Source organism: Acinetobacter sp. WU_MDCI_Abxe161, from assembly GCF_025514355.1.
Taxonomy (GTDB): domain Bacteria; phylum Pseudomonadota; class Gammaproteobacteria; order Pseudomonadales; family Moraxellaceae; genus Acinetobacter; species Acinetobacter pittii_E.
In genome coordinates this window covers 253,075-279,621 of the sequence record NZ_JAHPTU010000004.1, presented here as the reverse complement: position 1 = coordinate 279,621, position 26,547 = coordinate 253,075, and the positions used below count along the sequence as shown (strand labels likewise).

Below are 26,547 nucleotides of genomic sequence, written 5' to 3'. Positions count from 1 at the left end.
TTCAAGTTTATATTGTGATAATGATTATCATTTAATTAGATTTTTTTTAAATTTTCTATTTGATTTCGTATGATTTTACTTCTAATATTAATTAATGATGGAACATGTTTAAATATTAATTTAAGTCATTGTTTTTATAATAAAATATGTAAAAATCGGACAGGCTTTAATAAGTTTAATGAGAGCGGATATGCCTAAGAAATTTGAGAATTTTAATAATCCTAGAAAGAAAGCACTTGCAGGGATGAAGCAAAGCATTTCAGCCGAATTATGGGAAAAAAATTTAAACTTTTTGACCCGTTTGAGGGCGAAAATTGCTGAACACCCTGTATCTCATCATTCTGCAATTGATACTTTAAATAATGGCAAAATTAATAAAGAAGATTTAAAAAAAATTCATTTAGAATATCGTCACGCAATTGTTCAAACTTTCACCGATGCTTTGCTCATGGCTCAATTTCAAACAAAACAATTAGAGCCAAGATTACATGCAGGTGCAAAAATGTATCCGCGCTTTCTTTTGAGTTTAAATATTTTTGATGAGTTTGGATTTCGTCCAGGTTTAGATAAAGACGGTTACTATCAGGGGAATCCTGAATATGCTCACTATCCGCTATTTGAAGATATATTGAATGATTTTGGCATTACAGAACAAGATCGCCTCACGTATCAACCCTCTGAAATTGCAAAGCAGGTCAGGGTGTTTTTAGAAAATGCTTATGATGACTATAAGGCTGTTTCAGCATTATTAGCAGTTGCAGAGGAAGAAGTTATTCTTTATAGCCCACCGTTACGTAAAGCCACCAAAGCAGTAGGTCTGGACGTGGAGGGTGGTGGTTATTACCATGTACATGGGATATCTGAGGATGAAAGTGCAGAAGCCGCAGATGATGACCATGAAGAAGACTTATGGTATGTCTTGATGCAAGCTTGTACAGAAGAAGATTATAACTATATTGAAAAGTTATGCTTAGAGTATTGTGATTTGTGGGAAAAGTTTTGGGATGCTCAATTAGAACATACAGAGCTGTTGCAGAAGCAAATTTTAGCTTAATAGAAGAGATAGGAATATTCAGTTTAGAAGAAAGGTATTTAAAAGCAGTTAAAACTTTAAGATAAAATAAACTTTACAATTTGTTAATTAAGTTTTGAATATTGTTTAAAGGAGCGGAAACCATTTTATTTAGATAATTATTAAAAAACCCCATAAACTTTTTAGGTTATGAGGTTCGAATTTGGTGGGCCCACACAGACTTGAACTGTGGACCAACGGATTATGAGTCCGCTGCTCTAACCAACTGAGCTATAGGCCCTATAAGTCAGAAAAGCTTTTAATCTCAAGGCCTTTCAGTGCGTGCAATACTAATCAATTTTTTAATTAAACACAAGTCATTTTCTGAAGTAGACGTAACGTAAACTCAAAAAATATTGTGATTTATTGATTAAATATTACAAGCGATAGCGATTCTAGCGTATGTTTACTTCATGAGTAAAGTGAACTTAGTTATTTATCGATCAATTAGAACTTATTTCAGCAGTTTGTCATGTTGGTGATATAAATATTCTTTCAATTTACATGATTAACTTATATAGAATGTCTTTGTTTAAAATGTGATCATTTTTGTATTTTATTTGTTTATAGTAAGATTAATATATTAGATAAACTTAGTCAAAATATCTAAATATAAATTTTGTAGGTATTGAAGTTAAATTCTAAAATATAGAAAGCATTATTTCAAAAATCATATCTATTGAAAAATACTGTCTATAATTTTAATTTATTAGAATTTTAATGAGGTGGTTGTAAATGTATAATATTAAAAAATTATTCGGTAAAATAACTTAAGTGAGGTCTTATTAATAATTTCTAGAAAAAATATAAAATTAGAACTTTAGAGTAAGTCATTTCTAATTATATTGATAAAAAGTGTAATTGAAATAGCAAGGCAATTTCATTGAAATATAGAAGTAATGAATAAACGTATTTCTAATTTCTAAATATGTGAATTTAATTAATTTAAAAATATAATATTTATTTTTTATTTGTTGGTTGTGTTTTTACTAAAAATAGATAAGCTTTTTAGGGAAGAGAATGTAAGTTTTTATCATTGAAATAACCTTCTTTTTTCTAAAATATTTTCCATATAAAACTTAAAAAATGGCTATCATTGTAAGAATGTAATTCTTTGTATCTAATCAATTTTATTCTTGACTAAAACACTTGGGTTTAATAAAGTATAAGTGTATTTTTTACAAAATAAAATATTATTGCTTAATCCTGAAATACAGTAAAAAGCCTACTTTTTGAGTAGGCTTTTTGCTTTTAACAATAGTGGTAAAAATAGTACAGAGTAATAAGCTCAAACTTTAAAGAAAATAGATTTAACAAGAATTGACCTCATAAAAATACCTATAAGTTTTTATGATTCACATATGAAAATTTATAAATTTTCTTGAATAATTTGAATTAGCTCGCGAGCTGCTTTAGGTAAAGGGCGATCTTGAAGCCAAATTAAATAGATTGATAGGGGTAAGTGATTTTTTGTATTTTTAAAATCTAAAAGTACTAAATAACCTTGATCGATTTTTTCTTGTACTAGAGATAAAGGAAAATTTCCCCAGCCGAGTCCTGCTTCAACCATATTAATTGCTGTTTGTAGACTATTCGTTTTCCAGTACATTGCACCAATAATTGAACGGGGATCTGTCATTTCATGTTCACTACTCGCCACAACAATTTGTCTAATATTGATTAACTCCTCAATAGAAAACTGCTTTGATTTTTCTTGTAGAAGAGTATGGCTAGACGAAATAGTAGCCACTACTGTTTCAGTCATTACCAATTGTAGATTCTCACGCATTTTTATATTGAGGTCTGAACCTGCTAAGCAAAGACTAATTTGCTCTGTATAAAGTAAATTAACAATGTCATCTTGAGGCCCAGTAATAACTTCTATATTCAGCAAGGGAAATTTATCAGCTAACTTTTTTATTGAATTAAATAATAATTTGGTATTTACGTCTGAGACCACCCCAATCCGCAATTTACTTTCAAGTCCTAAAGATAGTTCATGGGCGTGAGTACTAAATAGCCTAAGTTGTTCAGAAATAATCCGTGCTTGAGGTTCCAAAGCTAATGCTGTGGCGGTTGGAATGACCTTACGAGGGGTACGCTCAAATAAGGTGTAACCCAATTCTGCCTCTAAATTAGCTACGGCCATACTTACTGCTGAGGGTACCCGATTTAGTTTACGGGCGGCTGCAGAGAAAGAACCTGTATCGAGTACGGTAATAAATAATTCAATATTTTCACTGTTAAAATTCATTTTGATATCAGTTGAACTGAAAGCTATTAACTTTATATATGATTTTGACTGAAATTAAAATATAAAGAATTAAGCAGAGTTTGTTGATTATGCAAGGTATAAAGCGTCGAATTGTATATGTATCTTCTTACGAAGTAATCGGAATGATTATTTCATCAGTAGGATTAGCGATTTTGGCAGGTGATAGTGTTGAACATACAGGACCACTCTCTGTCATGATTACGACCATCGCTGTAACTTGGAACTTTATCTACAATATTTTATATGAGAAGTGGGAAGCCAGACAAAGCAGTAATGTCCGTACAGTTAAGCGTAGAGTGGGGCACGCTATTGGTTTCCAACTTACCTTAGTCTTATTTTTGATCCCTCTTATTTCGTGGTGGATGGATATTTCTCTGGTTGCTGCTTTTTGGTTAGATGTGGCCTTTATTATCATTATTCCTATCTATACTTTTATATTTAATTGGAGCTTTGATAAATTATTCGGTTTGCCCACTTCGGCACAAGCTAAAGCTCTACAAGAATAGTCGCCAAATCATATTAATAAGCTATCAAGGTGATCAACTTTGATAGCTTAACTAGTTTAATTATTTGACTTGATCAATCACTAACTGTTTTGAAAATTTGAGTTGAGCTTTTTTGGCGAAAATGTAGTAAATCAAGGCAGTAGAGATAAGGCCTACAAGCCACGATAAATCGATTCCTCCTAACATTGCCGCAATTTGACCTGTATAGAATTTACTATCAATAAATGGCAGTTGAATCAAAATACCTAAAAGGTAGCAGGTAATCCCAATCCGATTCCAACGGCCATACTTGCCGTTTGGATCATAGAGCGCATCTACATCACATTCTTCTTTAGAGATAAAGTAATAATCAACCAGATTAATAGCGCTCCATGGAATAAAAAAGGTAAGTAAAAATAAAATAAATGCTTTAAAAGCAGTTAAAAAAGTATGCTCACCTATAATTGCGATAACGGTTGAAATTACAACCATAGCAAGGACAATGAGTAATCTGGTTATTTTTGAGATTTGATTCGTCGATTTGAAACTATTCCAAACCGTAGCAATACACATAAAACTACCATAGGCGTTTAAGGTCGTCAGAGTAACTTTTCCAAAAGCAATACTAAAATATAAAAAGGTAACAACTAGAGCAATTGGATTCATACCAACAACATATTGAACTTCATTTCCAACAAAATTGCCGTTTGCAACCTGAGCGATTAAAACACCTAAGCTCATAGAAATTTGTGAGCCAATTAAAGAGCCTAAGCCGACAGCCCAAAAAACACGAGATGAAGATGTTTTAGTTGGAAGATAACGAGAATAATCTGCAACATATGGTCCAAAAGAGATTTGCCAAGAAGCAGAAAGTGAAACTGCTAACAAAAATGAAGACCAACTGAAATGACGTACGGCTAAGAGTTCAGAAAAATCAGAAAGTGCTAAGATTTGAGTCAGAATAATCACAAAAGCGATCAAACCAATAATACTAGCTACTTTGCCTACCAAATGAATTAAACGGTATCCAATCGTTGCGAATAAAATAATTAAACTTGCATAAATTAAGATGCCAGTTGTATTACTGACATGTGCTAGATGTGCAATTGCTTTACCGGCTAATACCTCTCCAGTTGCGGTAAAGCCAATATACATGAGGCAAACGAGTATGATTGGAATACATGCACCATATACCCCAAATTGCACACGACTTGAAATCATTTGAGGGAGGCCAAGTTTAGGACCCTGGGCAGCATGTAGCGCCATGACGGCAGCACCAAAACATTGTCCTACCAATAAACCAATAATAGACCAAAAAACATCTCCACCTAAAACAACGGCAAGAGCACCTGTCACAATGGCTGTGATTTGTAAGTTGGCACCGAACCATAGGGTGAATTGAGCAAAAACACCTCCATGTCTTTCATTTTCTGGAATAAAATCAATGCTTCGATTTTCTATGAAACTATTATTAGATTTCCCAGCCGATGAGTCCATTTCACTCTCCTTATCCTTTAAGAGTCACTCTATTCTTATTTATTCATATCTGTACAATCAAATACACACATGTATATACAAGTAATTTAAAAAAGAATCAAACATTTTTTAAAGTTTGAGTAATTAAAAATGACTTAAATTATTAAAATATAAAATAAAAATATTCGTTTGAGATTATTTTTTAAATTTAAATAATAAAAAAACAATATATAAAAAGCCCTCTCTAGAGGGCTTAATTTTATGCATTTGCATCTAAAACCAGCTGAAAATAAATAGGTAGTTCAGAAAATTGTACCAGTTGGGTTTTATCTTCTTGTTTAAAATAATATTGATAATTTGGAGTTTCTAAATGGTTATCTAGATATTGGGTTGCATCAGTAAACTGTGCTTTTGCAATAGGCTTATCTTTTTTGCATTTAATAATAACGGGGTTTACAGAGTTTAGTTTTACAGGAACACCATTTTCAAATTTAGCAGTTTCAATTAATAAGGAAATTTTGAAATCTCCGAAGGTTACACAAAAGTGCCCTCCATTTTCTGTCTTAATTTCTCGGTCAGAGAAAAGATCCTTAAATAAGTTCTTTAGAGATTCTCTATGCTTATCTAAGGCAACTTGAAATTCATGATCTCGTTGCTCGATCTTTTCTTGCTCTTCTTGTAGCAATTTTGCTTGCTTTTCAATTGTTGTAAAATCCAGCTTCATTTTAATATCTCCTTTGGTTGTTTTAAAACTATATATGGCAATCTTTTATTAAGTTTTAAAGAAACATACAGTATTTGTTACAACGGAATAATTAAGATGAGCTTTTGTATAAATCATTACCAAGGTAAGAATATATTTGAAAATATAAGAACTTAAAGAGATTATTGTTATTTTATATTTGAAAACACTGCTACATATTAATGATAGATTTTAATGTAGCAGCATATTTCTTATTTTGTACAGTGTTTAGCCATAAGAGGAGTAGTTTTAATTTTTAAAAAACCTCCACTACTCATTACACCAAGCATCACCAAAGCTGTTCCTACTAACTGCCAGATATTGAGGGACTGTCCAGTAAGTAGAGCAATTATCATACTGAACACAGGCACAAAGTTAAAAAAGACAGAAGCGCGACCAGCACCTAAATTTTGTATGCCATTAAACCAGAATAAATAAGCAATCATGGTAGAGCAGATCACGACATATCCCATCGCTAAATGTGCATTTACAGGTGCAGAGGCAATGGCTGAAAGAGGATCTTCAAATGTCATACTCAACAGAACCAGTGTTATTGCTCCAAACATCATAGAAAAAGTTGTTGTTTCTAGTGAGGTAGCATTCTTTACATAACGACGAGACAGCACATTTGCGAGACAGAATCCAAATGCGCCCAATAATATAAATAGATCTCCAATATCTATTTTTAGGTGAAGTAAAGTTGTTATATGGCCCTGACTGATCACAAGTAAAACGCCACTTAAGCCGAATAAAACGCCTAAAAATTTACTCGTGGTAAGTTTTTCACCATCTAACATGATTGTCATTAATAGGGTCATTAACGGTGTAGTTGCCATAATTAGAGCACCGTTCACGGCAGATGTCGTTTGCAATCCATAAAAACAGCCTATATTGAAGCCTGCAATTCCGATTACCCCTATAATCAGATAGATCGCTAGATTTTGTTTTAAGGCTGTCCATCTAAGCTGACCCGTTATTGAAAAAATTATAAGCAAACTTAGACTTGCAATCGAAAATCGTTCAGATGCAGCAGATAACGGAGGCATATGTTGAATAATATAAGACATTGCATTAAATGCTGAACCCCAAAAAAACATTGTTAAGACAACACCAGCATAGGCATAAGCCACCGTTCTGTTCATGGACAAGCTCCCATTAAGAAAGGTTTTATTCTGGGCAATTACATAAAGGTGTACAATTCCATATAAATACACTTCTAATGTGAAAATTTGCACAATGATTGATTGGGAAAATTTACATTACTTTTCAGTTTTTACCGAAGAAAAGTCACTGTCTGCGGCTGCACGGAAATTGGGAGTAGACCATGCCACTGTGTCTAGAAGAATTGCTCAGCTAGAACAGAACTTAAAACTCAAATTAGTTGATCGTAGACCCCGTACCTACATTCTAACTCCTGATGGCGAACGACTTGCGCAGGTGGTTGCTCGTATGATGGAAGAAACTTTTTCTATCGAACGTTTAACTCAGGCGGGCCAGCAAGAAGTCATGGGAAGTGTTTCTATTAGTATGCCTCCTTTAACCGCAGCGCATCTGATCATGCCTCATCTGGGTAAGTTTTATCGTGATTATCCGCACTTAAAATTGCGGGTGCTCGGCGACGTCCATTATGTTTCTTTGCAGCATAGTGAGGCTGATATTGCGGTAAGGTTCGGACGTCCTAAAGATGAGAATTTAGTAGCTCGTAAAGTTGGTGAAATTCCTTTTGGAATATATGCGGGGCCAAATTATTTAGCTTCAACAGAGCCTGAAAATTATGAATGGATTAGTGTGGAAGTCGGAGGAGTACATGGTCAAAAACAGCAGAAGCTAAAGGAACATTTAAACTATAAAGACCCAATAATGGTTACTAATCATCCTGAGCTACAGTGGAGAGCTGCATGTGGCGAAGTAGGGTTAGCGGTTTTACCTGATTTTTTAGGCGCATTTAGCAATTTGGTTAGATTACAAGATGATTATCCAATGAGTGCTGAAATCTGGTTAGTTACACACGAAGATTTACGACATAGTCCTGCTATACGTGTCGTATTAGATTTTCTTATGTCTTGCTTTGAGCCTTTTAAAGTCTAATTTGTGAACTATTTATTTATATAAAAGCTGCTGGAGTCCACAGCTTTTATATTGGGATAAATTTTCAAGCCAGACTGACTTCTATTCCTTTACGTAAATTAGATTGGTCCTGATTGGAGTTTAAATCAATCTTGGTATACGATTTGGCAAATATGCGTCGAGCAGCAAAATTAATCGGTTTTTCTAACAACTTTGGTAATTTGATACCTAAGGGATTAGTTTCAGTCTGAGATACTTCAGTAGTGACCCGAGTTCCCATAATATAGTCAAACCAAGGTTTGGTAACACACCAGTTAGCATTTTGATTGCTTGTCATATGATGATCATAGTGCCAAGGGATACGTTTTTTTGCATATTCAGGGTCTAAATGAGCCTTTGAATGTACACGCCAATAATTCCACAACCCATAATAAAGCCCAGCTGTAAAAAAGGGTGCTACAGGTAAAAAAATAGTGGCGGCCCCAGCTAACCCAAGCAAAGCGGTTTTTTCGTTATACATTTCAGCATTTTTAAACATTGATTCAGCATAACCTTCATCTTGAAAGTCATTTAAGCGAGCGCGCTTATGATGCGCGATATGGGTAAAAAATGGACTATTACGGTACTGACTTGGATATTCATGTAACCAAACTTTATGAAAGTACCATTCAAGACCATTTGCAACGAAAATACCTACAGGGAACCCGAGCATATTGACTACTTCTCATCAATTACAATTTAAAGCCATTGTAAAAGAAGGGAGATTTATCTCTTTGACCTAATAGGCAATAGAGTAATTGCCTTTAGAATCAATTTTACTGTTTCTGTTTGCGCTGGCGATATACGCTTGGAGTTTCACCAGTCCAACGTTTAAAAGCCCGTGTAAATGCTGAGGGTTCAGAAAAACCAGTTAAATAAACAATCTGATCAATAGTTTCTTGCGTATGCGCAAGCAAGCGTCTAGCAAGCTTTTCTCGATGTTGGTTTAAAATTTTCTCGTAATTGGTGTTTATTGCTTGTAAATCAGCACGTAGGGTACGTGGGTTACGATTTAATTTCTCAGCAATAAATGTTTGATCGAATTCCCCCGATTCGAGTAACCCATTGCTGAGTAAGCGCTCAATCGCATAAACAAGTTGATGTTTTTCTAAAGTTGATAGTTGTTGTTCAGCAATTGTTTCATGAATTTTTAATAATTCTGGTTCAGCTGCTGGTGATGTTTTATTTAATAATGCGCTAGGAAAAATTATAGCACCTTGTTTTTGATTTAAAATTACCGGGCAATTCCAAGCTTCTTGATAACTGTTAGCTGAAGCACCTTGTTGATACGGTAAGGTAATTTGACTAGGTCTAAACTCATCATTTGTAATATATTTAAAAAAATTAAGAAAAATACCAATTCCACATTCAAGGTAATGTCTTACAGGATGTTCAAAACCAACCAATGTTGCTATATCTTTTTCAATAGTTAAAGAAAGGTGAAAGACATCGGTTAGAAGAGCCTGATACTTTAAAGCACGTTGTAAACCTTCACCAAAAGTAGAACTGCTTAAAAATAAATACTCAATAACTAATCCTCTGAAAGCAGGCATTTGGCTACCTACATGTAAGCCAATATCTGGGTCTTTACTTATTTGTTCAGCAGCTGTCCAGAACCTCTCTTGAGTAGAGTTATTTCTACGAATATTTTTATCTGGCGGTTGATTGGGTAAATTAACGCTTGCGAATATAGAAGCGGCATCTAATCCCATCTGTTGCATAGTCTGATAGGTCATCCATAAAAAAATTCCAGCATCAGAAGAACTTTTTGACATATTTTTATAGTAATTACCCAGTAAATTATAGGATGCATTCAACCATGATTTTATGGTTAATACGATATTTTTAGAATTTATAATTAAGCATCAGGAAAGATACCTGCATCTTCGCGTGCTTGCTTTAAAGCTAATATAAAAGATAGCAATAAAAGTAGACCTATTAAGAACAGAAAGAAATCAATTTTACTTATTGCACACCCTATGCTGAAGGCTCCTAGACTTAATAAAATAATACATAATATTTTCCAAAAAATGAGCATGTTACGTTCTAGTGAAAAGCCTAAGATCTTGTTTGTAATTGAAGGGGATTTCTAAATTTATTTATGTTTTTTTTCTTATAAATTATGTAATTATTTATAATTATTATAAATACTAATTTTTAATATTTGAATTTAAGTTATTGAAATTATATTAAATATTTTTAATCCACTTAAAAGTAGCTCTTTTAAATTTTCTTAAAATTAAGTTTTTATTAATTAATAGAATGATAATTCTTTAGAAACACTATAAAATAGCTGTTTTGAAATTAAATATACTTTTTAAATTTATTTAAAACAAAGACTTACTTTATTTTTTTAACTTTTTAATAAAAAAAAGACTTGATTTTTGAGCTAGATTTTGGAATTATAGTCAGGCAAATTGTGATCTATTTCCCACAATTTGTATTTCAGGTTAAGTGGTTATCACTAATGCTCATTTGCTATTTTCGCTTATGAGCATTTTTTTATGGAATTTTTTAATATAACTACAAAGTTTTAAAAAGTTAAAAATTTAAGTTTTTAGCAACCTCTAATTTTTTATTTTTAATAAATGGTATAGGAGGGAATTAATCATATTGAATAGTCACCGTTGCTGTTGCGGTAACTATACCTGCGCTTACATTAGTTGCTGTTTGATAGTAACGAGCAGTTAAGGGAATATCATATTCTATAGTTTGGTTAGAATTGACCGTGCCTATATTTTGTTTGGCTGTTTTTTGAATAGGGCTTTTAGCGCCATTCATATTCCATAGCAGTTCTACACCCACACCATTGGCTTTGTTTGAATTTGCAGCACTATTATTAATGACCTGATTATTGGTGGGGTCAGAGTTATAATCAAAACTTAAGCTGATCGTGTTGCTCGTAGCTATACCAGAGTTATTTTCGCCGCCATTACATAAAATGGATAAGTTAAAACTCTGTTCACCTTGTGTTGAACCAATCGCTTTAAAACCTGACTTCATAACATTAGGAAGTTGCACAGGGGTATCTATACCATTTTGAATTTCACATGATGAGGATGCGATTAAAATAGGGGCATTACTTAATACGGTAGTGGTTAGAAATGGGCGATTCTGTTGCCCCGATACATAATAAGTACTGTAACGGCCTGCTACTAAGGCGCCTGAACCTGTTGTCATCGCAGTTTTAATTACTTCCATAACAAAATACCCTGGAGAAAGCGTATAGGCTGTATTGGGTGTTAATGTACGTCTATATGGATAATATCCAGAAAAATCTGAAGCATCTGCAGCTTCACGATAAAGACGAATACCAATACCGGGAATATTGGTTGCATAGACATTATTACCTATTGAACTAATTGGATAGTTTAAGGGGAGAGCTGCAATAATTTGATCACTCGCACGATTACATGTTGCACTTGAGTTATTTGGAGAGATCGAAAAAGTATTCCTTTGTAATATAGTTCCTATAGGATCTGTCGGTTTTACAACGATTTTACCAATGTTCATTGGAATATCGACAGTGGTAAATCCTTTACTTAAAGTACAATTTGCATTTGTATGGTTATAAGCAAATAGACTCACCGCTAAAAATCCAATTTTTTTAAAAATATTATTCATTTACAGACTGCCTTTGTCATAATAATTGGTTGATTGTTATGCTTTATTTGATCGGTAATATCGTATTCAAGTTCGCATTTTTCTGTACTCTTATCTCCCCATTTCACATATAAACGGTCATGGCTTAAGGGTGTTCTTAAATAAATACGACTGCCTTGTGCGACAATGCCTATTACTTCGTTATTCTGGTTATATACCTGTGCGGCAAAAGGTAGATGTGAACCATCTAATGTTGTTGTACTAATAAAAAGTGCATAACCTTTTTTTGTTGAGAATTGAACTTTAGTGATTGAGCCTGCATAAGGGGCGATACGTAAGCTACTTTCAGCTAGCTCAACTTGTGTAGACATATTTTGCGGGTCAAGGCTAATGTCATTCATACGGTAGGGTGTAACATACGGAATAACGGCATACCCTTTTTTGTTAATGCTTAGCCCTGGCGTATTCCCGACTTGTGCTCCTGTCGCATCTGGCGCGTAAACTAATACCATTGTTTGAGCTTGGTCTGGTCCAAATAGTAGTCCTTGGGAGTGTGCAACGATATTGCCACTTAAGTTAAGCATTTTTTGTTGATAGGAATCGGCATAACTTATTGAAGCGCCTATGGTTGTGTAGTTTGTTTTATAGTTACCATTAATATTGAGATTCGTTTGCCCCTGATCTTGACTAGAAATTGATGCGCCGTAGTTCAAACGACTTCCTGTAAACCCGCTTAAGCTTAAAATTTGGCTATCTTCACTTAGAACACTATTCAAAGTTAAAGAGGTTTTTTTAAAATCTAATGGAAAGGATAGGGACGCTAGGTATCGAGTATCTTGGCCAGCCCGCCCATCAGCTTGGGTAATTTCACTATTAATTGCAGATAAACTATAAGTTAAATCTTTAAATTGATTGCTATAACCTAATTGAAACTGCTTATTAGGAGTAGATTGATTCCAATAGTTTGTCCACGAGCCTACTAAATAGAAATTTCCCCACTGGTTTGGAAGGGCTTGATTCAAAGTAAGTTGGAATTCACTTTTTTGTTTGCCTACTGAAAAACTATCAATATTTTGTTGTTGTAAGTCTCGAATTAAAATTGCATCACGCAATTTGAGATAGTTTTCTGTTGAATAACGATAAGTTGCTAATGTTAAATTGGTATGCGTTGGAGAAAATAGCTTACTGTAACTTAAACGATAACTTTGCCCTGCCATTTTAGGCTGTTGAGCAAATTCGGCATTTGAGTGAGTGACATCAAAAGAAATAGCTCCAATTGGTGTTGAAAAAGCTGTACCTAATAATACAGAGAAATATTGTTGTGTCCCTTGAGCTGCACTATAAGCCGTGAGGTAATTATTAATTCCTCGATGATATTTACTCTGTATTAACCATGGAGTTAATTTAACGTTTGAATCGCGAAATTGTCCTAAAGTGAGTGAATATCGACTCATTTGCGGGCGCAGCATTTCAATGACAGAAGCATAGGGAATAGAGAATTTTTGAATTACGCCATTAGATTCAATTACCGAAACTTGTAGCTCGCCTCCAAATCCTGTTGGATAGAGATCATTAATTTCAAAGTTTCCAGGCGGTACTGTTGTCTGATAAATTAAATTGCCTTGTTGTCTAACCTCGACTTTTGCATTGGTTTTTGCATAACCTCGGATTCTCGGAGCATAACCCATCATACTATTTGGAAGCATTCGGTCATCACTTGAAATATTTACGCCGCGATAGGGTAAAGAGTCGATAAAATCACTATTAGTAAAATAATCTCCTAAGGTCACAACACCATGAATTTGGGGAAAGGCCTTTTGTACATATGTATTTGTTGAGGTATAAGAAGAATCATTGGATTGAGGGCTGGACTGGCTTTGCCATTTCCATTGTCCATTATGGCGAAACTGCCAACTTGCTAAATTCGCTCCAAGATTAGTCCCCATAAAAGCATATGTATTTTCACGCTGTTCATTCACTATTCGATATGCTGTTGCGTTATAAGTTAAAAAAGCCGCGTTAATACCGCGATCCCACAAGTGTGGATCGATATAGCCCTGCGCATTTTTTTCTAAGATTGCTTGCGGAATTGAAATATCAAGTCTTAAACGGGAACTATCAAATAAATAAAAAGCATTATCTATCCATGAAGCGAGAGCTTTGCACGAAGCCGATGAAGTAGAAGCTTTTTGACTCAAAACATCAGCTTTTACACCATATTCAAATAACATGGCTTCTGTAAAACATGTTTCAGCATTTGTGTTGGGAGTTAGGGCATTAAATTGCATGCGCCGTTTACCTAGCCATTGACCATTAACATAGACATCTAAGCTGTATTCACCAGGTAAGATCGGGTTTCCGTATTTGAAGCGAGCTATATCAATTTTTTGTGCGTTACCGACTAAGAAATTACTATCAAATTCGGCTTTTGAGAAATGTGAAACATCAGTATTATTTTCAGCATATACAGCCACAGACATGAATAACGTAATACTTGATACGATGTAACAAGTAAAAGGGCTTTTTAAACATATATAAGGTATAAACCATTTAGACATAGTTTTAGAGCCTATTCATGATAGGTAGTTAAATTTTCTTAAGTAATACAGTGAGGTTAGAACTTTATTTGGTGCTCAACTCGTCCACCGTAATCATTGATATATACAAAACTCATATCTGCTAAGTTTTTATTTTTTAGTTTTATTTTATCCTCTGAAAAAGGGGCAATCATTATACCTTGCTGTAATAAGTCTGTTTTATGACCTTCACTTGTTTGAAAAATTGAAGTAATAGTGAGGAAAAACGGCGTAGGATTTTTTATTGCTATATATTGATCATTTATTTTCCATTCGACTTTGTCACTAAGTTGATCAACATTTTCTTTTAGGTCTGTAGGACGATAAAAGAATTTAATTCTTGAGCGAACAGCGAGTTGCAAAAAATTATTAGAGGTAGATGTGGCTTGGTCTTTTTGTTGAGTTTTCCCTTCTGGTTTAGGAGGTATATCTAAAACATTAAGCCAAAAAATAGATTCTTGTTGCTGGCTAAGTTGAGATGAGGTTGGTAAAGCTGTAATTCTTAAGGTTTGTCCCTTAGTTGCTTCTACCCGCGAAATCGGTGGTGTAATAATGAAGGGGACATTTGCTTCATCTGGTGTTGACTTGGCATTTCCATCATCAATCCATGCTTGGACAAGAGACGGGGCAGTACCGTTATTACTCAGTTGTAATGTGATTTCACGCGCATTTGAAGGATAAATGACACGTGTACCATGTAAAACAATTTCAGCATGACCTATAGTAGTTAGTACTGCCTGTAGGCAAACTAATCCCCAAAAAAATTTACGACCACGAAAAAGCATGAGTCATATTCTCAATAATAAATAATAGGTAGGAGATAGCTTCTATTCATGAATAGAAGCTTCAATTTTAATTTTATTGATAAATAATCGTGTATTTTACTTGCGATGTTACCGTACCAGCAGTAGAAGCTCCTGTAGCATAATATTCAGCATAATAGTTAAGGTCAGCACTACCACCTGCTGAAACATTTACCCATTGTGAATTAGTCTGTGTTTCATTGGTGCTTGTAGCAAGTATAGGAATGACAGCATTATTACTGCCAAGTAATTGAATATTCACATTTGTTGCTGCACCAGAGGTGGCTTGGTTTAATAACCGACCCGTATTAAAGTCAACGGTAGCACCGGGTTCAAAATAAGTTGCAACCTTACCTGCAGCGGCACAGTTCGTTAAGTTAATTTGAAAAGGCGTACGACCAGCCACATCACCTGCATTCTTTAAGGTTTGAGATGAAACGGTAGGTAAATTGATTGTTAAATTTTTATCTCCAGTATCAATAGTACAAGTATTATCCGTAACAAGACCATTAATAGTAATTGTGCCATCTGCAGCTTGTGCATTTGCTATATTTAAGAGAGAAACAGCCGCCATAAAAATAAATTTTTTCATAAAATCCCCAGAATAGCCCTTTAAAATAAAATCCATTACTTTTCAGTAAGTTTATTCTGATTAAGTAAGGCGAAGGAAATATATCATTTTTCAATCAAAAAACAAGAAAAACATTATATTTATATATATTTTGATCAATTAATTTTTATTAAGAGCGAATGGGTGAGATATTTTTTATCATTTGGTAAAATAATTAACTACTATTTCATTAAAATAAAAATTAAAAACTTAAAATATTTAAGTGTTTGTATTTTATTAAATTAATTTAAATTTAAAATATTTTTTATTATAAAATTGCTAAATGTGGTTTTAAGTTATTGTTTTTAAATATTAAATTTATTTTTTATTTAACTTGTGAAATAATTTATTTTTTTAAGAATTTTTTAAGATTCAATTCCTACTGTTTTAGTTGTAATTTAATAAAAGATAATCTGGAGTTCAGTTCCATGAATAGTATGAAGTATAGCTATAAACCTAATTACTTTTTCTTTGCTCATAAATTAGTTTTATTTTTAAAGGATTATCTCATTAAGCATCCGACGGAACAGCAAACAACCTTTAACTTGCAAACGATTTATGACATCTTTAGCCATGATCTTGCTTCGAGTACGACGAACCTTGAAGGTATTTTAAATATTGCAGATGAATATGTCTTTGAAACAGAAGATGGCTTACTTCCACTAATCAGTAAGCATTCAGTCAATCTCAAAAATCATGTGCTTTCTTTAGAATTTTCACCTCAAGCTTTGGCAAGTCTATTGTCGGGGCGTTCGTTGGTAAATCCTAAAGCAGCTTAGATTTTCTTTTAAGGTAGAGTGAACTCATATAAAATTCATAAAATTTATTTTTAAGAGTTATTTATGAGTAAAGACTTTAAAGCTTTAACTTATATTGCGGATGATAATATAGCAGATACAGTAACTTGGCTCTTACACCATCAAGATGTTTTTGATTCTTTTAATTTTGATGTGTTGAGTCAAGAGTTCACAGTAACGCATGCGGCAGGCAGGGATATTATTCGAGTCGGAACTTTCCTGAATGCCACTTACGGGATATTAGTAACTTCTATATAAATGAAAAAAGCCCTGAATGATCAGGGCTTTTAAATTTTTAAGTGTTCAGTTAAGCACTCATTGCATCTACTGATAAATCGGCAACCGTTGGTTTTGGTTTTTCAGCAGTTAAACCTAATTTATTAAATAAAGCTTGGTCTTTACCTTCACCAGCATTTGGTGTGGTTAGTAATTTATCGCCAGAGAATAACGAGTTTGCACCAGCCATAAATGCTAAGGCTTGGTCTGAATCACTTAATGATTCGCGCCCTGCAGAGAGACGGATATAACTATGTGGCATGATAATACGTGCAACAGCAATAGTACGGATCCATTCAATGACATCAAGCTTTTCAACATCGGCTAAAGGCGTTCCTTCAATAGGAACAAGCATGTTGATTGGCACAGATTCAGGGTGAATTGGTAGGGTAGCGAGTTCATGTAATAAACCAATTCGGTCTTCACGACTTTCGCCTAAACCTACAATACCGCCACTACAAACTTTCATACCAGCTTGACGAACATAATCAAGTGTATTTAAACGATCATCAAAAGTACGGGTACTAATAATGTGAGAATAATACTCACGAGATGTATCTAGATTGTGGTTGTAATAGTCTAAACCAGCAACTTTTAGGCGTTCTGCTTGGGATTGGTTAAGCATACCTAAAGTCATACAGGTTTCCATACCTAATGCTTTAACTTCGCGTACCATTTCTAAAACATAAGGCATATCGCGCTCATGTGGGTTACGCCAAGCAGCACCCATACAAAAACGTGAAGAACCTGAATCTTTGGCAGCTTTCGCTTCACTAATCACTTTTTCAACAGCAATACGTTTTTCTGCTTCTAATTTTGATTCGTAATGTGCAGATTGTGAGCAGTATTTGCAATCTTCAGGACATTTACCCGTTTTAATAGATAAAAGGGTACTGACCTGAATTGAATTGGCAGTGAAGTGCTCACGATGTACTTGCTGAGCCTTGAAAACTAAATCCAAAAAAGGTTGTTCATATAAAGCTTGGATTTCTTCACGATTCCAATCATTACGTAGAGTCATTGTCATATCCATGATGATGGCATTAATTCACTACACATAATCATACAGAATTCGTATTAAAGCTATAGGGCAAAAAACATCATTTTTTTAATTTGATGACTGAACTTGGCTAAGTTGTTGTTCAATTGCCCAATCAATATGCACATTGACAATTTCGTCATGTAAATTCTTGCCATTTTGTAGCTGATCTACAATTTCTTTTGAATAAGGTGCGTTGCCTAAACCGATGGCAATATTACGTTTAAATGATTGATAACCTGTCCGGCGGATAGGGCTACCTTCTGTATTAGCTAAAAAAGTGGCTTCATCCCACTGCCAGATATCAAGCAGATTAATATGATCTAATCCATGCCTAGGGTTGAAATCGGTAATTGAAGCTTTTTTCGCAAAGCTATTCCATGGGCAGATTAACTGACAGTCATCACAACCAAAAATTCGATTACCAATTCCTGCACGTAATTCTTCAGCAATAATTCCTTTATATTCGATAGTTAAGTATGCAATACAACGTCTGGCATCTAGCATATAAGGCTCGACAATCGCTTGTGTCGGGCAAATATCGATACACGCGCTACAAGTACCACAATGTGCTGTTGCTGGTTCATCAAAAGGTAAGTCAAGGGATGTAAATAGCTCGCCTAATACAAAAAAAGAACCTGATTTTTTATGAATAAGTAAAGTATGTTTGCCTGTCCAACCCATTCCAGCACTTTCAGCTAATGATTTTTCAAAAATAGGTGCCGAGTCTGCAAAAGGACGAGATTCAAAATCGCCGACTTTTTCACGAATCCTTGTCGCTAAGGTTTTCAATCTACCACGCATGACTTTATGGTAGTCACGGCCACGTGCATAACGGGCGATAATGGCCGAGTTTGGTTCGAAAGGTACATATCGTGGTTTTGGAGATTCCACAAGATAATTCATACGGACACAAATAATACTTTTTGTGCCAGGCACTAATAATGTTGGATCAGCTCGCTTTTCTAGATTTTCTTCTAAATAGGTCATGTCTGCATGATAACCACGTTCTAGATACTCCAAAAAACGTGGCATTTGCTCTTGAGCATCTGGTTTGGCAATGACACAATCAGCAAAACCTAATTCTAATGCTTGAGCTTTAATCCATGCTTTTAATTCATGCGGATCAAGTTGTTGCACTGCAATGCGTGATGTGTCGGAAGATGTCATAAACCAAAATGCAAGAGGATAATAATATGCAGGCGGTAGTTTACCATAGCGATGATATTCGAGCATGGGAGCAGCGTTGGTTTGCTGCACAAAACTCTTCATTAGGTTTAATGCAACAAGCAGCCTGGTCAATTGCTCAGCAGCTTATTGAACTTTTTAAAGATCAGATTATCAATAATATTGCTGTTTGGTGTGGACAGGGCAATAACGCGGGTGATGGTTACTTTATAGCAAGTTACCTTAAACAAGCTGGATTTCAGGTTGAAATATTTGCGGCTCAATTGGGCGAGTCAAATGATTTACATTGTGCAGCGCAATTCGCTAAAGAAATGAAAGTCCAAATTCATTCAAACTTTGATGTGGAAAGAACATTCGATTGCCATATTGATGCGTTATTTGGCATAGGGTTAAATCGCGAATTAAATAGTGATTGGCAACAAGCGATTCAAAAGTTTAATAAACAAGTAGGCCTAAAAATTTCGATTGATATACCGAGTGGTTTACAAGCAAATACAGGACAAGTCTTACCTTTCGCAGTGAGAGCTGATCATACTTTTACCGTTTTAGGGCTTAAAGCAGGATTATTCACAGGACTAGGTAAAGAATATGTAGGAAAAATTCATTTAATTAATCTAATTCCTATAGACCACGAGTTGAAACCTGTGGCTTATTTGGCTCCCACAAATATTAAACTTCCTAAGCGTATGGCATTTGGGCATAAGGGAAGTTACGGGCATATTTTAGTGATTGGTGGACATGAGCAAATGGGTGGAGCAGTCATTATGGCTGCTGAAGCTGCCTTTCATGCAGGTGCAGGTAAAGTGACGGTGATTTGTCATCGTAATCATCATCAAGCTATTTTGTCACGGGCGCCTAATATTATGCTTCGTGATATTAATGATTTAAATGAAAACAGTATTAAAGATATTTTATCTCAGGTCGATGCAGTATGTTTTGGAGTGGGGTTAGGGCGTGATGAGTGGGCTAAGCAAATCTATCAGCAATGGTTTAATTTGTTAAATCAGAGTACGCATCTAGAAACTGTTTTAGATGCAGATGCTTTGTGGTTTCTAGCAAAGCAACCTGAAAAATTGGGTGCACATGTTTATGCGACACCTCATCCGGGAGAAACTGCTACCTTACTTGGTTCTTCTACAGCGCAAATTGAAAATGACCGAATTGCTGCAATTTATGCATTACAACAAAAATATGCAGGCCAGTGGGTACTTAAAGGTGCGGGTAGCCTAATTTTAGAGAATAACTTGTATATTTGTACACAGGGTAATGCTGGAATGGGAACGGGTGGAATGGGTGATGTGTTAGCAGGAATGATTGCAAGCTTGAAAGCCCAATTCCACAAAGATATTGCGTTACATGAGATTGTTACACTTCATGCCCAAGCAGGAGACCTTTTAGCTAAAAATGGTATGCGCGGCTTGCAGGCTTTTGAGATGAATCAGGCAATTACTCAAGTGGTAAATCAATAAATTTTTAACGTCTGCGACTGCTAGAGCGGCTTCGCCCACGTGCCATACCACCTAAAGCATTTAAAACGGACAGTTTGCTCATACTTCCCGATGCATGAGCATGGCAAATGGCAGCAGCAAGAGCATCGGCTGCATCGGATTGAGGTTTAATCGTCAAATTGAGTAATCGCATGACCATCATTTGAACTTGTTCTTTATCGGCAGCGCCATAACCAACCACAGATTGTTTAATTTGACGGGCAGTATATTCTGCAACTTGTAAATCTAAATTAACTAATGCGGCTATGGCAGCACCACGAGCTTGTCCCAGTTTTAAGGCAGAGTCCGGGTTTTGAGCCATAAAGACTTGCTCAACCGCAGCTTCAGTAGGGCCATGAAATTTCACAATGCGCTCAACGCCAGCAAAAATACGTTTTAAGCGTTCTGGCATTTCTTGAGTTTCTGTTCGGATTGTACCGGCATCAACAAAACGCAGTTTGCTACCATCTTTTTCAATGATTCCATAACCAGTTAAGCGTGAACCCGGGTCAATTCCAATAATCAATGCCATGTGAAGACTTATATAAGTAATTTAGAGAGTATTGTTACATAGCCAAAACGGTTATGCATGAGTAATTTAAAGAAAGCCGTGATGAATGGTTATTTTTCGGTTTTTATCTTACCTATCTATATTGTTTAAAATCATTTGATGTAATTCTATTTTAATGGAATACTTATCTATAATTTTGGAATTTACGTCTATGGTAGATGGAAGATATTAATATACGCATTGCGCAGCAAGTACGTGAACTACGTCTAGCGCGTGGATATACGCTAGATGTTCTTGCTACCCGATGTCAGGTAAGCCGTTCTGCAATTTCACTCATTGAAAGAGGTGAGGCAAGTCCAACAGCGGTTGTCCTTGAAAAACTGGCAAATGGTTTAGAGGTTCCTTTAACTCAGCTATTCGCCACCTCACAAAATAATCAGTCACCACAACCTATAGTTCGACGTATTCAACAATCAGAATGGAAAGACCCTGAAACAGGATATATTCGCCGTCAAGTCTCTCCTCCAAATTGGAAGTCTCCATTTCAAATTGTTGAAATTGAATTTCCAGCTCATGCCCGAATTACTTATGAAATTAATGAAACCTATAATGTTGTACAGCAACAGCTTTGGGTAGTTGAAGGGCAAATTGATATTCAATTAGGTGAAGCTTGCTATGCTTTAAGTAAAGGGGATTGCTTAGCAATGCAACTCAACCAACCTGTTATATACACTAATAACTCAGCTCAAATCGCTCGCTATATCTTAGTCGTCTCTAGTCAACTCGTATCTGCCGTTAAGGAATCTTTATGATCTATTCCCTCAATTCTAATTTTCGTTTAATTGATTGTAATGAAGCAGAACATGCAGCGGTTATATTAGAGATACTGAATGAGGCAATTATTAATTCTACAGCACTGTATGATTATGTACCGCGCTCAATCGATTCAATGAAAACATGGTTTTCAGTCAAAAGAGAACATGGTTTTCCAGTGATTGGTATTGTGGATGAGACAAACAAGTTGTTGGGTTTTGCGAGTTGGGGAACCTTTAGAGCTTTTCCTGCCTATAAATATACTGTTGAACATAGTATTTATATTCATCATGAACATCGTGGCAGCGGATTAAGCAAAATTCTAATGCAAGAATTGATTAAGCGCGCTCAAGAGGCAGATCTACATGTATTGATAGGTTGTATCGATGCAACCAACCAAGCGAGTATCGGTTTACATGAAAAAATGGGCTTTATCCATGCAGGCACTTTTAAGCAAGTCGGTTTTAAGTTTGGCCAATGGTTAGATGCTGCTTTCTATCAGTTAAATTTAAATACACCGCATACGCCAGTTGATGGATAAATAATAAGGTTTTCAAATTTTAAAATAACCCAGTTTATAAGGATGAATATAAGCTGGGCTATAAAGTTCAAATTATAAAATACCTAGCTGCTCTAATCCTTTATAAGCAATTTCTTTTCGAATAGAACTAGGTGTTCCTTTTTTCATTTCTAAATTGAGTGAGAACGCTACAATTTCTCCTTGTGGTTGAACGACCCAGCCTGTTAACCAGCCCACTTGAGGTTCCACATCCCATCCCCAACCGCTTTTAGCGTAAATTTTACGTCCGTTTTTTTCTTCTACGAACACCATAGATTGAACTTGTTCTTGTACATTTTTGCTAAAGGGAAGAGTTTTATGTGCTAATTCATAAGCAAACTGTGCTTCCTGTTGAGGCGTAATTTTGAGTGGACCGATAAGCCAAAAATTATCTACTTTTGAACCAATATCAGCATTACCGAAACCAATACGCTTGACCTCTTTGGACATAAGATCAAGGCCAATTCGTCGAGCTAGTTCTTGATACACGGGAATAGCAGAAGCTTTCATGGCATCACCTAGAGTCATATCCTTTTCCCAATCAGGAAATAAACGCTTTTGTCCATCCCATTTGAACACTTCATTTGTTGTTGCTTTATGATGTTCAAGACCAATTAGAGCATTTAACATTTTAAAAGTAGATGCGGGGACATATTCGGTTGATGCTCTTTTAAGATCATTGCCATAAATTTCCTCTGTATTTCCGTGCTTAATAACCAAAACACCTGTGGTCTGTGCTTGATCAAACAGTGATTTTATTTCTTCTGAATTTTTATGGGTAGAAATAGGGTGTATTTGATGCTGTTGTACTGTATTGAAAGAACATGCTGACAAAAATATGGTACTAATGGCAAAGAAAAGAGCTTTTTTAGTCATAAGGCTATGTAGGTTTAAAAGTATTATTCTTTAATTTAACTTGAATAGCGGTGCTTTTAGATAGAGGAAGTGTAAGCTATTTGCTTGAACCGTCACTTAAATATCATTTTTAATCCATTAAAAGCCATACATATTCAAAAAAGCTAAGACTTTTTATTTGACTAAAAACTGCTTGTGAGAGAGCTATACTGTTTAAATAGAGTAAAAAAATTAAAATCTGATAAAAGTCGCACTTGATAAACCAGATAGAGCACTCATTAATAATAAAGCATGTTTGTTTTTATCGAGTTAAAATCAAATGTACTCTAGTATTGCAGACTCTGGCTGATTCGATAGGGTTGGGGCAAATAAAACTGCAATGAATTTTCTTTTTGAGATAGATAAAGTTTTACATGAATTTACTTCTTATTGTAGTTCTGGGCGCGATTGTTGAAATTGCCGTATGGATTGGCGTAGCACAGTTCATCAGTGGATGGTATGTGTTCTTTTGGTTCATTTTTGCTTTCTTTATTGGTTTGGGGCTTATTCGCAGAAGTACTGCTGGTATCATGCCTCAATTACAACAAATGCAAATGACAGGCCAGCTTGGTAATGATCCGGCAGTAACTAAAAAACTTGCTTACGCTTTTGCAGGTTTCTTATTAATGTTGCCAGGTCTTGTTTCTGATGTGTTAGCTGTTTTAATTCTGATCCCTGGTGTTCAAACTGCTTTCCGTAATATAGCAATGAAAACTCTTGCAAAGCGCCAACAAGCTATGATGGAAAAAATGATGGGTGGTATGGGCGGTAATATGGGCGGACAAAACCCATTTGCTGATTTAATGCGCCAAATGCAAGATATGCAGAATCAACAAGGTGGCAGTAGTCAAGGTCAATACCGTGATTCAAGCATTATTGATGGTGAAGCTAGAGAAGTTACTCCAGATCATAAGAAAATTGAACATAAAAATAAGGACTAATAGTTACCTTATTTAAAGGCCTAAACCTCCAGAGTTTAGGTCTTTTTATTTTAAGTAGATATATATTATTTATTTAGAGATTCTTCAGTCCCAGTAATATCTTTTTGAGCCAGTTCAGTTTGGTCTTCTTGTGGTTTTGTTGGAGGTTGATATTTGTTGGAAGCTAAGGCAGTTTGCTTATTTTCTGATTGTTGATAACCTCGACTTCGGTTGGCTCTTTCGCGAAAGCCACCTTTATTAATGAGCTTTGTTTGTGACATGCATTTGCCTCAAATGTGAGATTATTCGCTTATTTTAACAAATTAGACAAAATATCAAAATAAGAAAAATAGTCCTATAAAAATAATATTTAACTTATGTTTTTGTTTTTAGGAAATATTTTTTAATTGACTCAATTGTTCATCTAGATTGAATTATCTTTTCATTTCACATAGGATAAATATAAAGGATGTATAAATTAAAAAATGTAGCAAACCTATTAAAACAACAACGGTTGAAATGAGGGAAGGAGGGTTACCTATGCTATATCAATACCATTGTGCGTGTTGCGACAAAGTTGTGGCATCAACAGATAAATCATGCCCATACTGTGGCTCACAACATATTCGAAGTCCTTATGGCTTATGGATGTTTTGTGTGATGGCTTGTCTAGCGGTTGTCGTTGTATTTAAAGTTGTCCATATCTATATCCAGAACCATCAAGATACTCCTACGCAGTCAACATTACTTGATGTGTTAAATCAGGATGATAAAACGACAAGACAATAGACTTTGATTACAGCTATAAATGATATGGCGTCAAGGATGATTGCTAGAAGACCAAACCCTACATACCATAGAGTTTTAAGTATAAAAAAGCCCGCTCAATCGCGGGCTTTTTTATGACGGCATATTAGAGGCCAGCAGCATCTTTAAGGGCATCAACTTTATCAGTTTTTTCCCAAGTAAATGCAGAGTCTGAACCTTCACGACCAAAGTGGCCATAAGCCGCAGTTTGTTTGTACATTGGTTGAATAAGGTTCAACATACGAGTAATACCAAACGGTCTTAAATCGAAGTGGTCACGTACAAGTTGAATAATCAACTCATCAGAAACTTTTGCTGTACCAAAGGTATTAATTGAAATCGAAGTAGGTTCTGCTACACCAATGGCATAACTCACTTGAATTTCACATTTGTCAGCAAGACCAGCAGCTACAATATTTTTTGCAACATAACGACCTGCATACGCAGCAGAACGGTCAACTTTAGATGGGTCTTTACCAGAGAAAGCACCACCGCCGTGACGAGCCATACCACCGTATGTATCAACAATAATTTTACGACCTGTTAAACCACAGTCACCTACAGGTCCGCCAATTACGAACATACCTGTTGGGTTAATATGGAATTTAGTAGCTGCATGGAACATTTCAGCAGGGATGATCGGTTTGATAATTTCTTCAATAACCGCTTCTTTAAGCTGGCTTTGAGTAATTTCAGGATCGTGCTGAGTAGATAAAACAACAGCATCTAAACGTACAGGCTTGCCATTTTCATATGCAAAAGTAACTTGGCTTTTTGCATCTGGACGTAACCATGGAAGTGCACCTGAACGGCGAAGTTCAGCTTGACGCTCCATTAAACGGTGAGCATAAGAAATCGGCGCAGGCATAAGCACGTCTGTTTCACGGCTTGCATAACCGAACATTAGACCTTGGTCACCAGCACCTTGGTCTTCAGGTTTTTGACGGTCTACACCTTGAGCAATTTCAGGTGATTGTTTACCGATCATATTGATTACAGCACACGTTGATCCATCAAAGCCAAGATCAGAGTGGTGGTAACCAATACCGTTAACAGTATTACGAACAACAGCTTCAACATCAATATTAGCAGTCGTTGTCACTTCACCTGCAAGTACAACAGCGCCTGTTTTTACCAGTGTTTCACAAGCAACACGTGCGTATGGGTCTTCTTTTAAGATTGCATCCAAAATAGCGTCGCTAATTTGGTCGGCCATTTTATCGGGATGACCTTCGCTTACAGATTCCGAGGTAAAAACAGCGTACTCGCGCATGAAAGTCCTATCTTGGTTATTTCAAAAGACATAATATGTTACATCGACTTGAGCTTGAGGACCAGTTCATACTGACTAAAAAGCATGAATTTATTTCATTTATAGTGTGTTTTAATTGATAAGTGTATTAGTAAAATTGATATAGAGAGTTATAATTTAAAGTATTTATATTTTAACAACTTGTTGCTAGTGTGTTTTTTAGACATGTAAATCAATAAAAAGATTCTATCTGAAA

At 35.3% G+C, this 26,547-nt stretch carries 27 protein-coding genes and 1 tRNA gene; 10 read left to right on the top strand and 18 right to left on the bottom strand.

Annotated features, from left to right (window positions below; all coding sequences use genetic code 11):
• The first annotated feature begins 190 nt into the window (after positions 1-190).
• Positions 191-1,054: an iron-containing redox enzyme family protein gene (locus KTI78_RS06710; protein ID WP_016141257.1), complete on the top strand. Its 864-nt coding sequence runs from the start codon at positions 191-193 to the stop codon at positions 1,052-1,054.
• Positions 1,055-1,236: 182 nt separating this feature from the next.
• Here KTI78_RS06710 and KTI78_RS06705 read toward each other — a convergent pair.
• A tRNA-Ile gene (locus tag KTI78_RS06705) sits at positions 1,237-1,313 on the bottom strand.
• A 1,128-nt stretch (positions 1,314-2,441) separates the two neighbouring features.
• On the bottom strand, positions 2,442-3,326 hold the full coding sequence (locus KTI78_RS06700; RefSeq protein ID WP_016141256.1) for a LysR family transcriptional regulator: 885 nt from the start codon (positions 3,324-3,326) through the stop codon (positions 2,442-2,444).
• A gap of 89 nt (positions 3,327-3,415) precedes the next feature.
• Between KTI78_RS06700 and KTI78_RS06695 the strand changes: the two genes are divergently transcribed.
• Positions 3,416-3,853: a PACE efflux transporter gene (locus KTI78_RS06695; protein ID WP_016141255.1), complete on the top strand. Its 438-nt coding sequence runs from the start codon at positions 3,416-3,418 to the stop codon at positions 3,851-3,853.
• Positions 3,854-3,913: 60 nt separating this feature from the next.
• Here KTI78_RS06695 and KTI78_RS06690 read toward each other — a convergent pair whose 3' ends face one another.
• The 3 genes from KTI78_RS06690 to KTI78_RS06680 all read right to left on the bottom strand — a co-directional run bounded on the left by KTI78_RS06690 (position 3,914) and on the right by KTI78_RS06680 (position 7,192).
• Positions 3,914-5,329, bottom strand: coding sequence for a purine-cytosine permease family protein (locus tag KTI78_RS06690; protein ID WP_262445600.1), 1,416 nt, complete (start codon positions 5,327-5,329; stop codon positions 3,914-3,916).
• A 238-nt stretch (positions 5,330-5,567) separates the two neighbouring features.
• Positions 5,568-6,032, bottom strand: a complete 465-nt coding sequence (locus KTI78_RS06685) for a hypothetical protein (protein ID WP_224991738.1) — start codon at positions 6,030-6,032, stop codon at positions 5,568-5,570.
• Positions 6,033-6,262: 230 nt separating this feature from the next.
• Positions 6,263-7,192 (bottom strand): DMT family transporter, encoded by a 930-nt coding sequence (locus tag KTI78_RS06680; RefSeq protein WP_262445599.1) that lies wholly within the window; start codon positions 7,190-7,192, stop codon positions 6,263-6,265.
• A gap of 94 nt (positions 7,193-7,286) precedes the next feature.
• Here KTI78_RS06680 and KTI78_RS06675 point away from each other — a divergent pair, with 94 nt between their 5' ends.
• A complete protein-coding gene (locus KTI78_RS06675; protein WP_262445598.1) occupies positions 7,287-8,138 on the top strand; it encodes a LysR family transcriptional regulator in 852 nt (283 codons plus the stop codon).
• Between the two features lie 64 nt (positions 8,139-8,202).
• Here KTI78_RS06675 and KTI78_RS06670 read toward each other — a convergent pair whose 3' ends face one another.
• The 7 genes from KTI78_RS06670 to KTI78_RS06640 all read right to left on the bottom strand — a co-directional run bounded on the left by KTI78_RS06670 (position 8,203) and on the right by KTI78_RS06640 (position 15,766).
• Positions 8,203-8,829: a sterol desaturase family protein gene (locus KTI78_RS06670; RefSeq protein ID WP_262445597.1), complete on the bottom strand. Its 627-nt coding sequence runs from the start codon at positions 8,827-8,829 to the stop codon at positions 8,203-8,205.
• A 103-nt stretch (positions 8,830-8,932) separates the two neighbouring features.
• On the bottom strand, positions 8,933-9,931 hold the full coding sequence (locus KTI78_RS06665) for an AraC family transcriptional regulator (RefSeq protein ID WP_262445596.1): 999 nt from the start codon (positions 9,929-9,931) through the stop codon (positions 8,933-8,935).
• 83 nt (positions 9,932-10,014) lie between these two features.
• A complete protein-coding gene (locus KTI78_RS06660) occupies positions 10,015-10,194 on the bottom strand; it encodes a hypothetical protein (RefSeq protein ID WP_025470319.1) in 180 nt (59 codons plus the stop codon).
• A 566-nt stretch (positions 10,195-10,760) separates the two neighbouring features.
• Positions 10,761-11,780 carry a fimbrial protein gene (locus tag KTI78_RS06655; protein ID WP_262445595.1) on the bottom strand — a complete coding sequence of 340 codons (1,020 nt, stop codon included), beginning with the start codon at positions 11,778-11,780 and terminating at the stop codon, positions 10,761-10,763.
• Positions 11,777-14,233, bottom strand: a complete 2,457-nt coding sequence (locus KTI78_RS06650) for a fimbria/pilus outer membrane usher protein (protein ID WP_262445623.1) — start codon at positions 14,231-14,233, stop codon at positions 11,777-11,779. The genes KTI78_RS06655 and KTI78_RS06650 overlap by 4 nt, the downstream gene beginning before the upstream one ends.
• 140 nt (positions 14,234-14,373) lie before the next feature.
• Complete coding sequence (locus tag KTI78_RS06645) at positions 14,374-15,120, bottom strand: molecular chaperone (RefSeq protein ID WP_262445594.1); 747 nt, start codon at positions 15,118-15,120, stop codon at positions 14,374-14,376.
• A gap of 73 nt (positions 15,121-15,193) precedes the next feature.
• The gene (locus KTI78_RS06640) at positions 15,194-15,766 is read right to left on the bottom strand and encodes a fimbrial protein (RefSeq protein ID WP_262445593.1); all 573 of its coding nucleotides are present in this window, start codon (positions 15,764-15,766) and stop codon (positions 15,194-15,196) included.
• A gap of 410 nt (positions 15,767-16,176) precedes the next feature.
• Between KTI78_RS06640 and KTI78_RS06635 the strand changes: the two genes are divergently transcribed.
• On the top strand, positions 16,177-16,527 hold the full coding sequence (locus tag KTI78_RS06635; RefSeq protein WP_016141244.1) for a hypothetical protein: 351 nt from the start codon (positions 16,177-16,179) through the stop codon (positions 16,525-16,527).
• Between the two features lie 63 nt (positions 16,528-16,590).
• Positions 16,591-16,803 carry a hypothetical protein gene (locus KTI78_RS06630; RefSeq protein ID WP_125699525.1) on the top strand — a complete coding sequence of 71 codons (213 nt, stop codon included), beginning with the start codon at positions 16,591-16,593 and terminating at the stop codon, positions 16,801-16,803.
• A 49-nt stretch (positions 16,804-16,852) separates the two neighbouring features.
• On the opposite strand, the gene bioB is transcribed toward KTI78_RS06630, so the two are convergent.
• Entirely contained in the window at positions 16,853-17,842 is a 990-nt protein-coding gene (gene bioB / locus KTI78_RS06625) for a biotin synthase BioB (RefSeq protein ID WP_005069622.1), read from the bottom strand.
• Between the two features lie 87 nt (positions 17,843-17,929).
• Entirely contained in the window at positions 17,930-19,030 is a 1,101-nt protein-coding gene (queG, locus tag KTI78_RS06620; protein WP_262445622.1) for a tRNA epoxyqueuosine(34) reductase QueG, read from the bottom strand.
• A gap of 26 nt (positions 19,031-19,056) precedes the next feature.
• Between queG and KTI78_RS06615 the strand changes: the two genes are divergently transcribed.
• Positions 19,057-20,517 carry an NAD(P)H-hydrate dehydratase gene (locus KTI78_RS06615; RefSeq protein ID WP_262445592.1) on the top strand — a complete coding sequence of 487 codons (1,461 nt, stop codon included), beginning with the start codon at positions 19,057-19,059 and terminating at the stop codon, positions 20,515-20,517.
• Between the two features lie 4 nt (positions 20,518-20,521).
• On the opposite strand, the gene ruvC is transcribed toward KTI78_RS06615, so the two are convergent.
• Positions 20,522-21,067, bottom strand: a complete 546-nt coding sequence (ruvC, locus tag KTI78_RS06610) for a crossover junction endodeoxyribonuclease RuvC (protein ID WP_002121356.1) — start codon at positions 21,065-21,067, stop codon at positions 20,522-20,524.
• Positions 21,068-21,264: 197 nt separating this feature from the next.
• Between ruvC and KTI78_RS06605 the strand changes: the two genes are divergently transcribed.
• Both KTI78_RS06605 and KTI78_RS06600 read left to right on the top strand, forming a co-directional pair.
• The gene (locus KTI78_RS06605) at positions 21,265-21,858 is read left to right on the top strand and encodes a helix-turn-helix domain-containing protein (protein WP_016141240.1); all 594 of its coding nucleotides are present in this window, start codon (positions 21,265-21,267) and stop codon (positions 21,856-21,858) included.
• A complete protein-coding gene (locus tag KTI78_RS06600; RefSeq protein ID WP_262445591.1) occupies positions 21,855-22,400 on the top strand; it encodes a GNAT family N-acetyltransferase in 546 nt (181 codons plus the stop codon). The genes KTI78_RS06605 and KTI78_RS06600 overlap by 4 nt, the downstream gene beginning before the upstream one ends.
• A 72-nt stretch (positions 22,401-22,472) precedes the next feature.
• Here KTI78_RS06600 and blaOXA read toward each other — a convergent pair whose 3' ends face one another.
• Positions 22,473-23,294, bottom strand: coding sequence for an OXA-213 family carbapenem-hydrolyzing class D beta-lactamase (blaOXA, locus tag KTI78_RS06595; RefSeq protein ID WP_262445590.1), 822 nt, complete (start codon positions 23,292-23,294; stop codon positions 22,473-22,475).
• A gap of 392 nt (positions 23,295-23,686) precedes the next feature.
• On the opposite strand from blaOXA, the gene KTI78_RS06590 reads away from it, so the two are divergent.
• Positions 23,687-24,253, top strand: a complete 567-nt coding sequence (locus tag KTI78_RS06590) for an FxsA family protein (protein ID WP_224991752.1) — start codon at positions 23,687-23,689, stop codon at positions 24,251-24,253.
• Between the two features lie 65 nt (positions 24,254-24,318).
• Here KTI78_RS06590 and KTI78_RS06585 read toward each other — a convergent pair whose 3' ends face one another.
• Positions 24,319-24,513, bottom strand: a complete 195-nt coding sequence (locus tag KTI78_RS06585; protein ID WP_262445589.1) for a hypothetical protein — start codon at positions 24,511-24,513, stop codon at positions 24,319-24,321.
• A gap of 259 nt (positions 24,514-24,772) precedes the next feature.
• On the opposite strand from KTI78_RS06585, the gene KTI78_RS06580 reads away from it, so the two are divergent.
• Positions 24,773-25,021, top strand: coding sequence for a hypothetical protein (locus KTI78_RS06580; protein ID WP_002121448.1), 249 nt, complete (start codon positions 24,773-24,775; stop codon positions 25,019-25,021).
• Positions 25,022-25,145: 124 nt separating this feature from the next.
• Here KTI78_RS06580 and metK read toward each other — a convergent pair whose 3' ends face one another.
• Positions 25,146-26,312 carry a methionine adenosyltransferase gene (metK, locus tag KTI78_RS06575; RefSeq protein WP_016141235.1) on the bottom strand — a complete coding sequence of 389 codons (1,167 nt, stop codon included), beginning with the start codon at positions 26,310-26,312 and terminating at the stop codon, positions 25,146-25,148.
• Between the last annotated feature and the right edge of the window lie 235 nt (positions 26,313-26,547).

Bases quoted from the DNA above. Each gene is read 5' to 3' on its own strand.
- KTI78_RS06710 (WP_016141257.1), top strand. From the start codon at position 191: ATGCCTAAGAAATTTGAGAATTTTAATAATCCTAGAAAGAAAGCACTT.
- KTI78_RS06700 (WP_016141256.1), bottom strand. From the start codon at position 3,326: ATGAATTTTAACAGTGAAAATATTGAATTATTTATTACCGTACTCGAT.
- KTI78_RS06695 (WP_016141255.1), top strand. From the start codon at position 3,416: ATGCAAGGTATAAAGCGTCGAATTGTATATGTATCTTCTTACGAAGTA.
- KTI78_RS06690 (WP_262445600.1), bottom strand. From the start codon at position 5,329: ATGGACTCATCGGCTGGGAAATCTAATAATAGTTTCATAGAAAATCGA.
- KTI78_RS06685 (WP_224991738.1), bottom strand. From the start codon at position 6,032: ATGAAGCTGGATTTTACAACAATTGAAAAGCAAGCAAAATTGCTACAA.
- KTI78_RS06680 (WP_262445599.1), bottom strand. From the start codon at position 7,192: ATGAACAGAACGGTGGCTTATGCCTATGCTGGTGTTGTCTTAACAATG.
- KTI78_RS06675 (WP_262445598.1), top strand. From the start codon at position 7,287: ATGATTGATTGGGAAAATTTACATTACTTTTCAGTTTTTACCGAAGAA.
- KTI78_RS06670 (WP_262445597.1), bottom strand. From the start codon at position 8,829: ATGCTCGGGTTCCCTGTAGGTATTTTCGTTGCAAATGGTCTTGAATGG.
- KTI78_RS06665 (WP_262445596.1), bottom strand. From the start codon at position 9,931: ATGTCAAAAAGTTCTTCTGATGCTGGAATTTTTTTATGGATGACCTAT.
- KTI78_RS06660 (WP_025470319.1), bottom strand. From the start codon at position 10,194: ATGCTCATTTTTTGGAAAATATTATGTATTATTTTATTAAGTCTAGGA.
- KTI78_RS06655 (WP_262445595.1), bottom strand. From the start codon at position 11,780: ATGAATAATATTTTTAAAAAAATTGGATTTTTAGCGGTGAGTCTATTT.
- KTI78_RS06645 (WP_262445594.1), bottom strand. From the start codon at position 15,120: ATGCTTTTTCGTGGTCGTAAATTTTTTTGGGGATTAGTTTGCCTACAG.
- KTI78_RS06640 (WP_262445593.1), bottom strand. From the start codon at position 15,766: ATGGATTTTATTTTAAAGGGCTATTCTGGGGATTTTATGAAAAAATTT.
- KTI78_RS06635 (WP_016141244.1), top strand. From the start codon at position 16,177: ATGAATAGTATGAAGTATAGCTATAAACCTAATTACTTTTTCTTTGCT.
- KTI78_RS06630 (WP_125699525.1), top strand. From the start codon at position 16,591: ATGAGTAAAGACTTTAAAGCTTTAACTTATATTGCGGATGATAATATA.
- bioB (WP_005069622.1), bottom strand. From the start codon at position 17,842: ATGACTCTACGTAATGATTGGAATCGTGAAGAAATCCAAGCTTTATAT.
- queG (WP_262445622.1), bottom strand. From the start codon at position 19,030: ATGACATCTTCCGACACATCACGCATTGCAGTGCAACAACTTGATCCG.
- KTI78_RS06615 (WP_262445592.1), top strand. From the start codon at position 19,057: ATGCAGGCGGTAGTTTACCATAGCGATGATATTCGAGCATGGGAGCAG.
- ruvC (WP_002121356.1), bottom strand. From the start codon at position 21,067: ATGGCATTGATTATTGGAATTGACCCGGGTTCACGCTTAACTGGTTAT.
- KTI78_RS06605 (WP_016141240.1), top strand. From the start codon at position 21,265: ATGGAAGATATTAATATACGCATTGCGCAGCAAGTACGTGAACTACGT.
- KTI78_RS06600 (WP_262445591.1), top strand. From the start codon at position 21,855: ATGATCTATTCCCTCAATTCTAATTTTCGTTTAATTGATTGTAATGAA.
- blaOXA (WP_262445590.1), bottom strand. From the start codon at position 23,294: ATGACTAAAAAAGCTCTTTTCTTTGCCATTAGTACCATATTTTTGTCA.
- KTI78_RS06590 (WP_224991752.1), top strand. From the start codon at position 23,687: ATGAATTTACTTCTTATTGTAGTTCTGGGCGCGATTGTTGAAATTGCC.
- KTI78_RS06585 (WP_262445589.1), bottom strand. From the start codon at position 24,513: ATGTCACAAACAAAGCTCATTAATAAAGGTGGCTTTCGCGAAAGAGCC.
- KTI78_RS06580 (WP_002121448.1), top strand. From the start codon at position 24,773: ATGCTATATCAATACCATTGTGCGTGTTGCGACAAAGTTGTGGCATCA.
- metK (WP_016141235.1), bottom strand. From the start codon at position 26,312: ATGCGCGAGTACGCTGTTTTTACCTCGGAATCTGTAAGCGAAGGTCAT.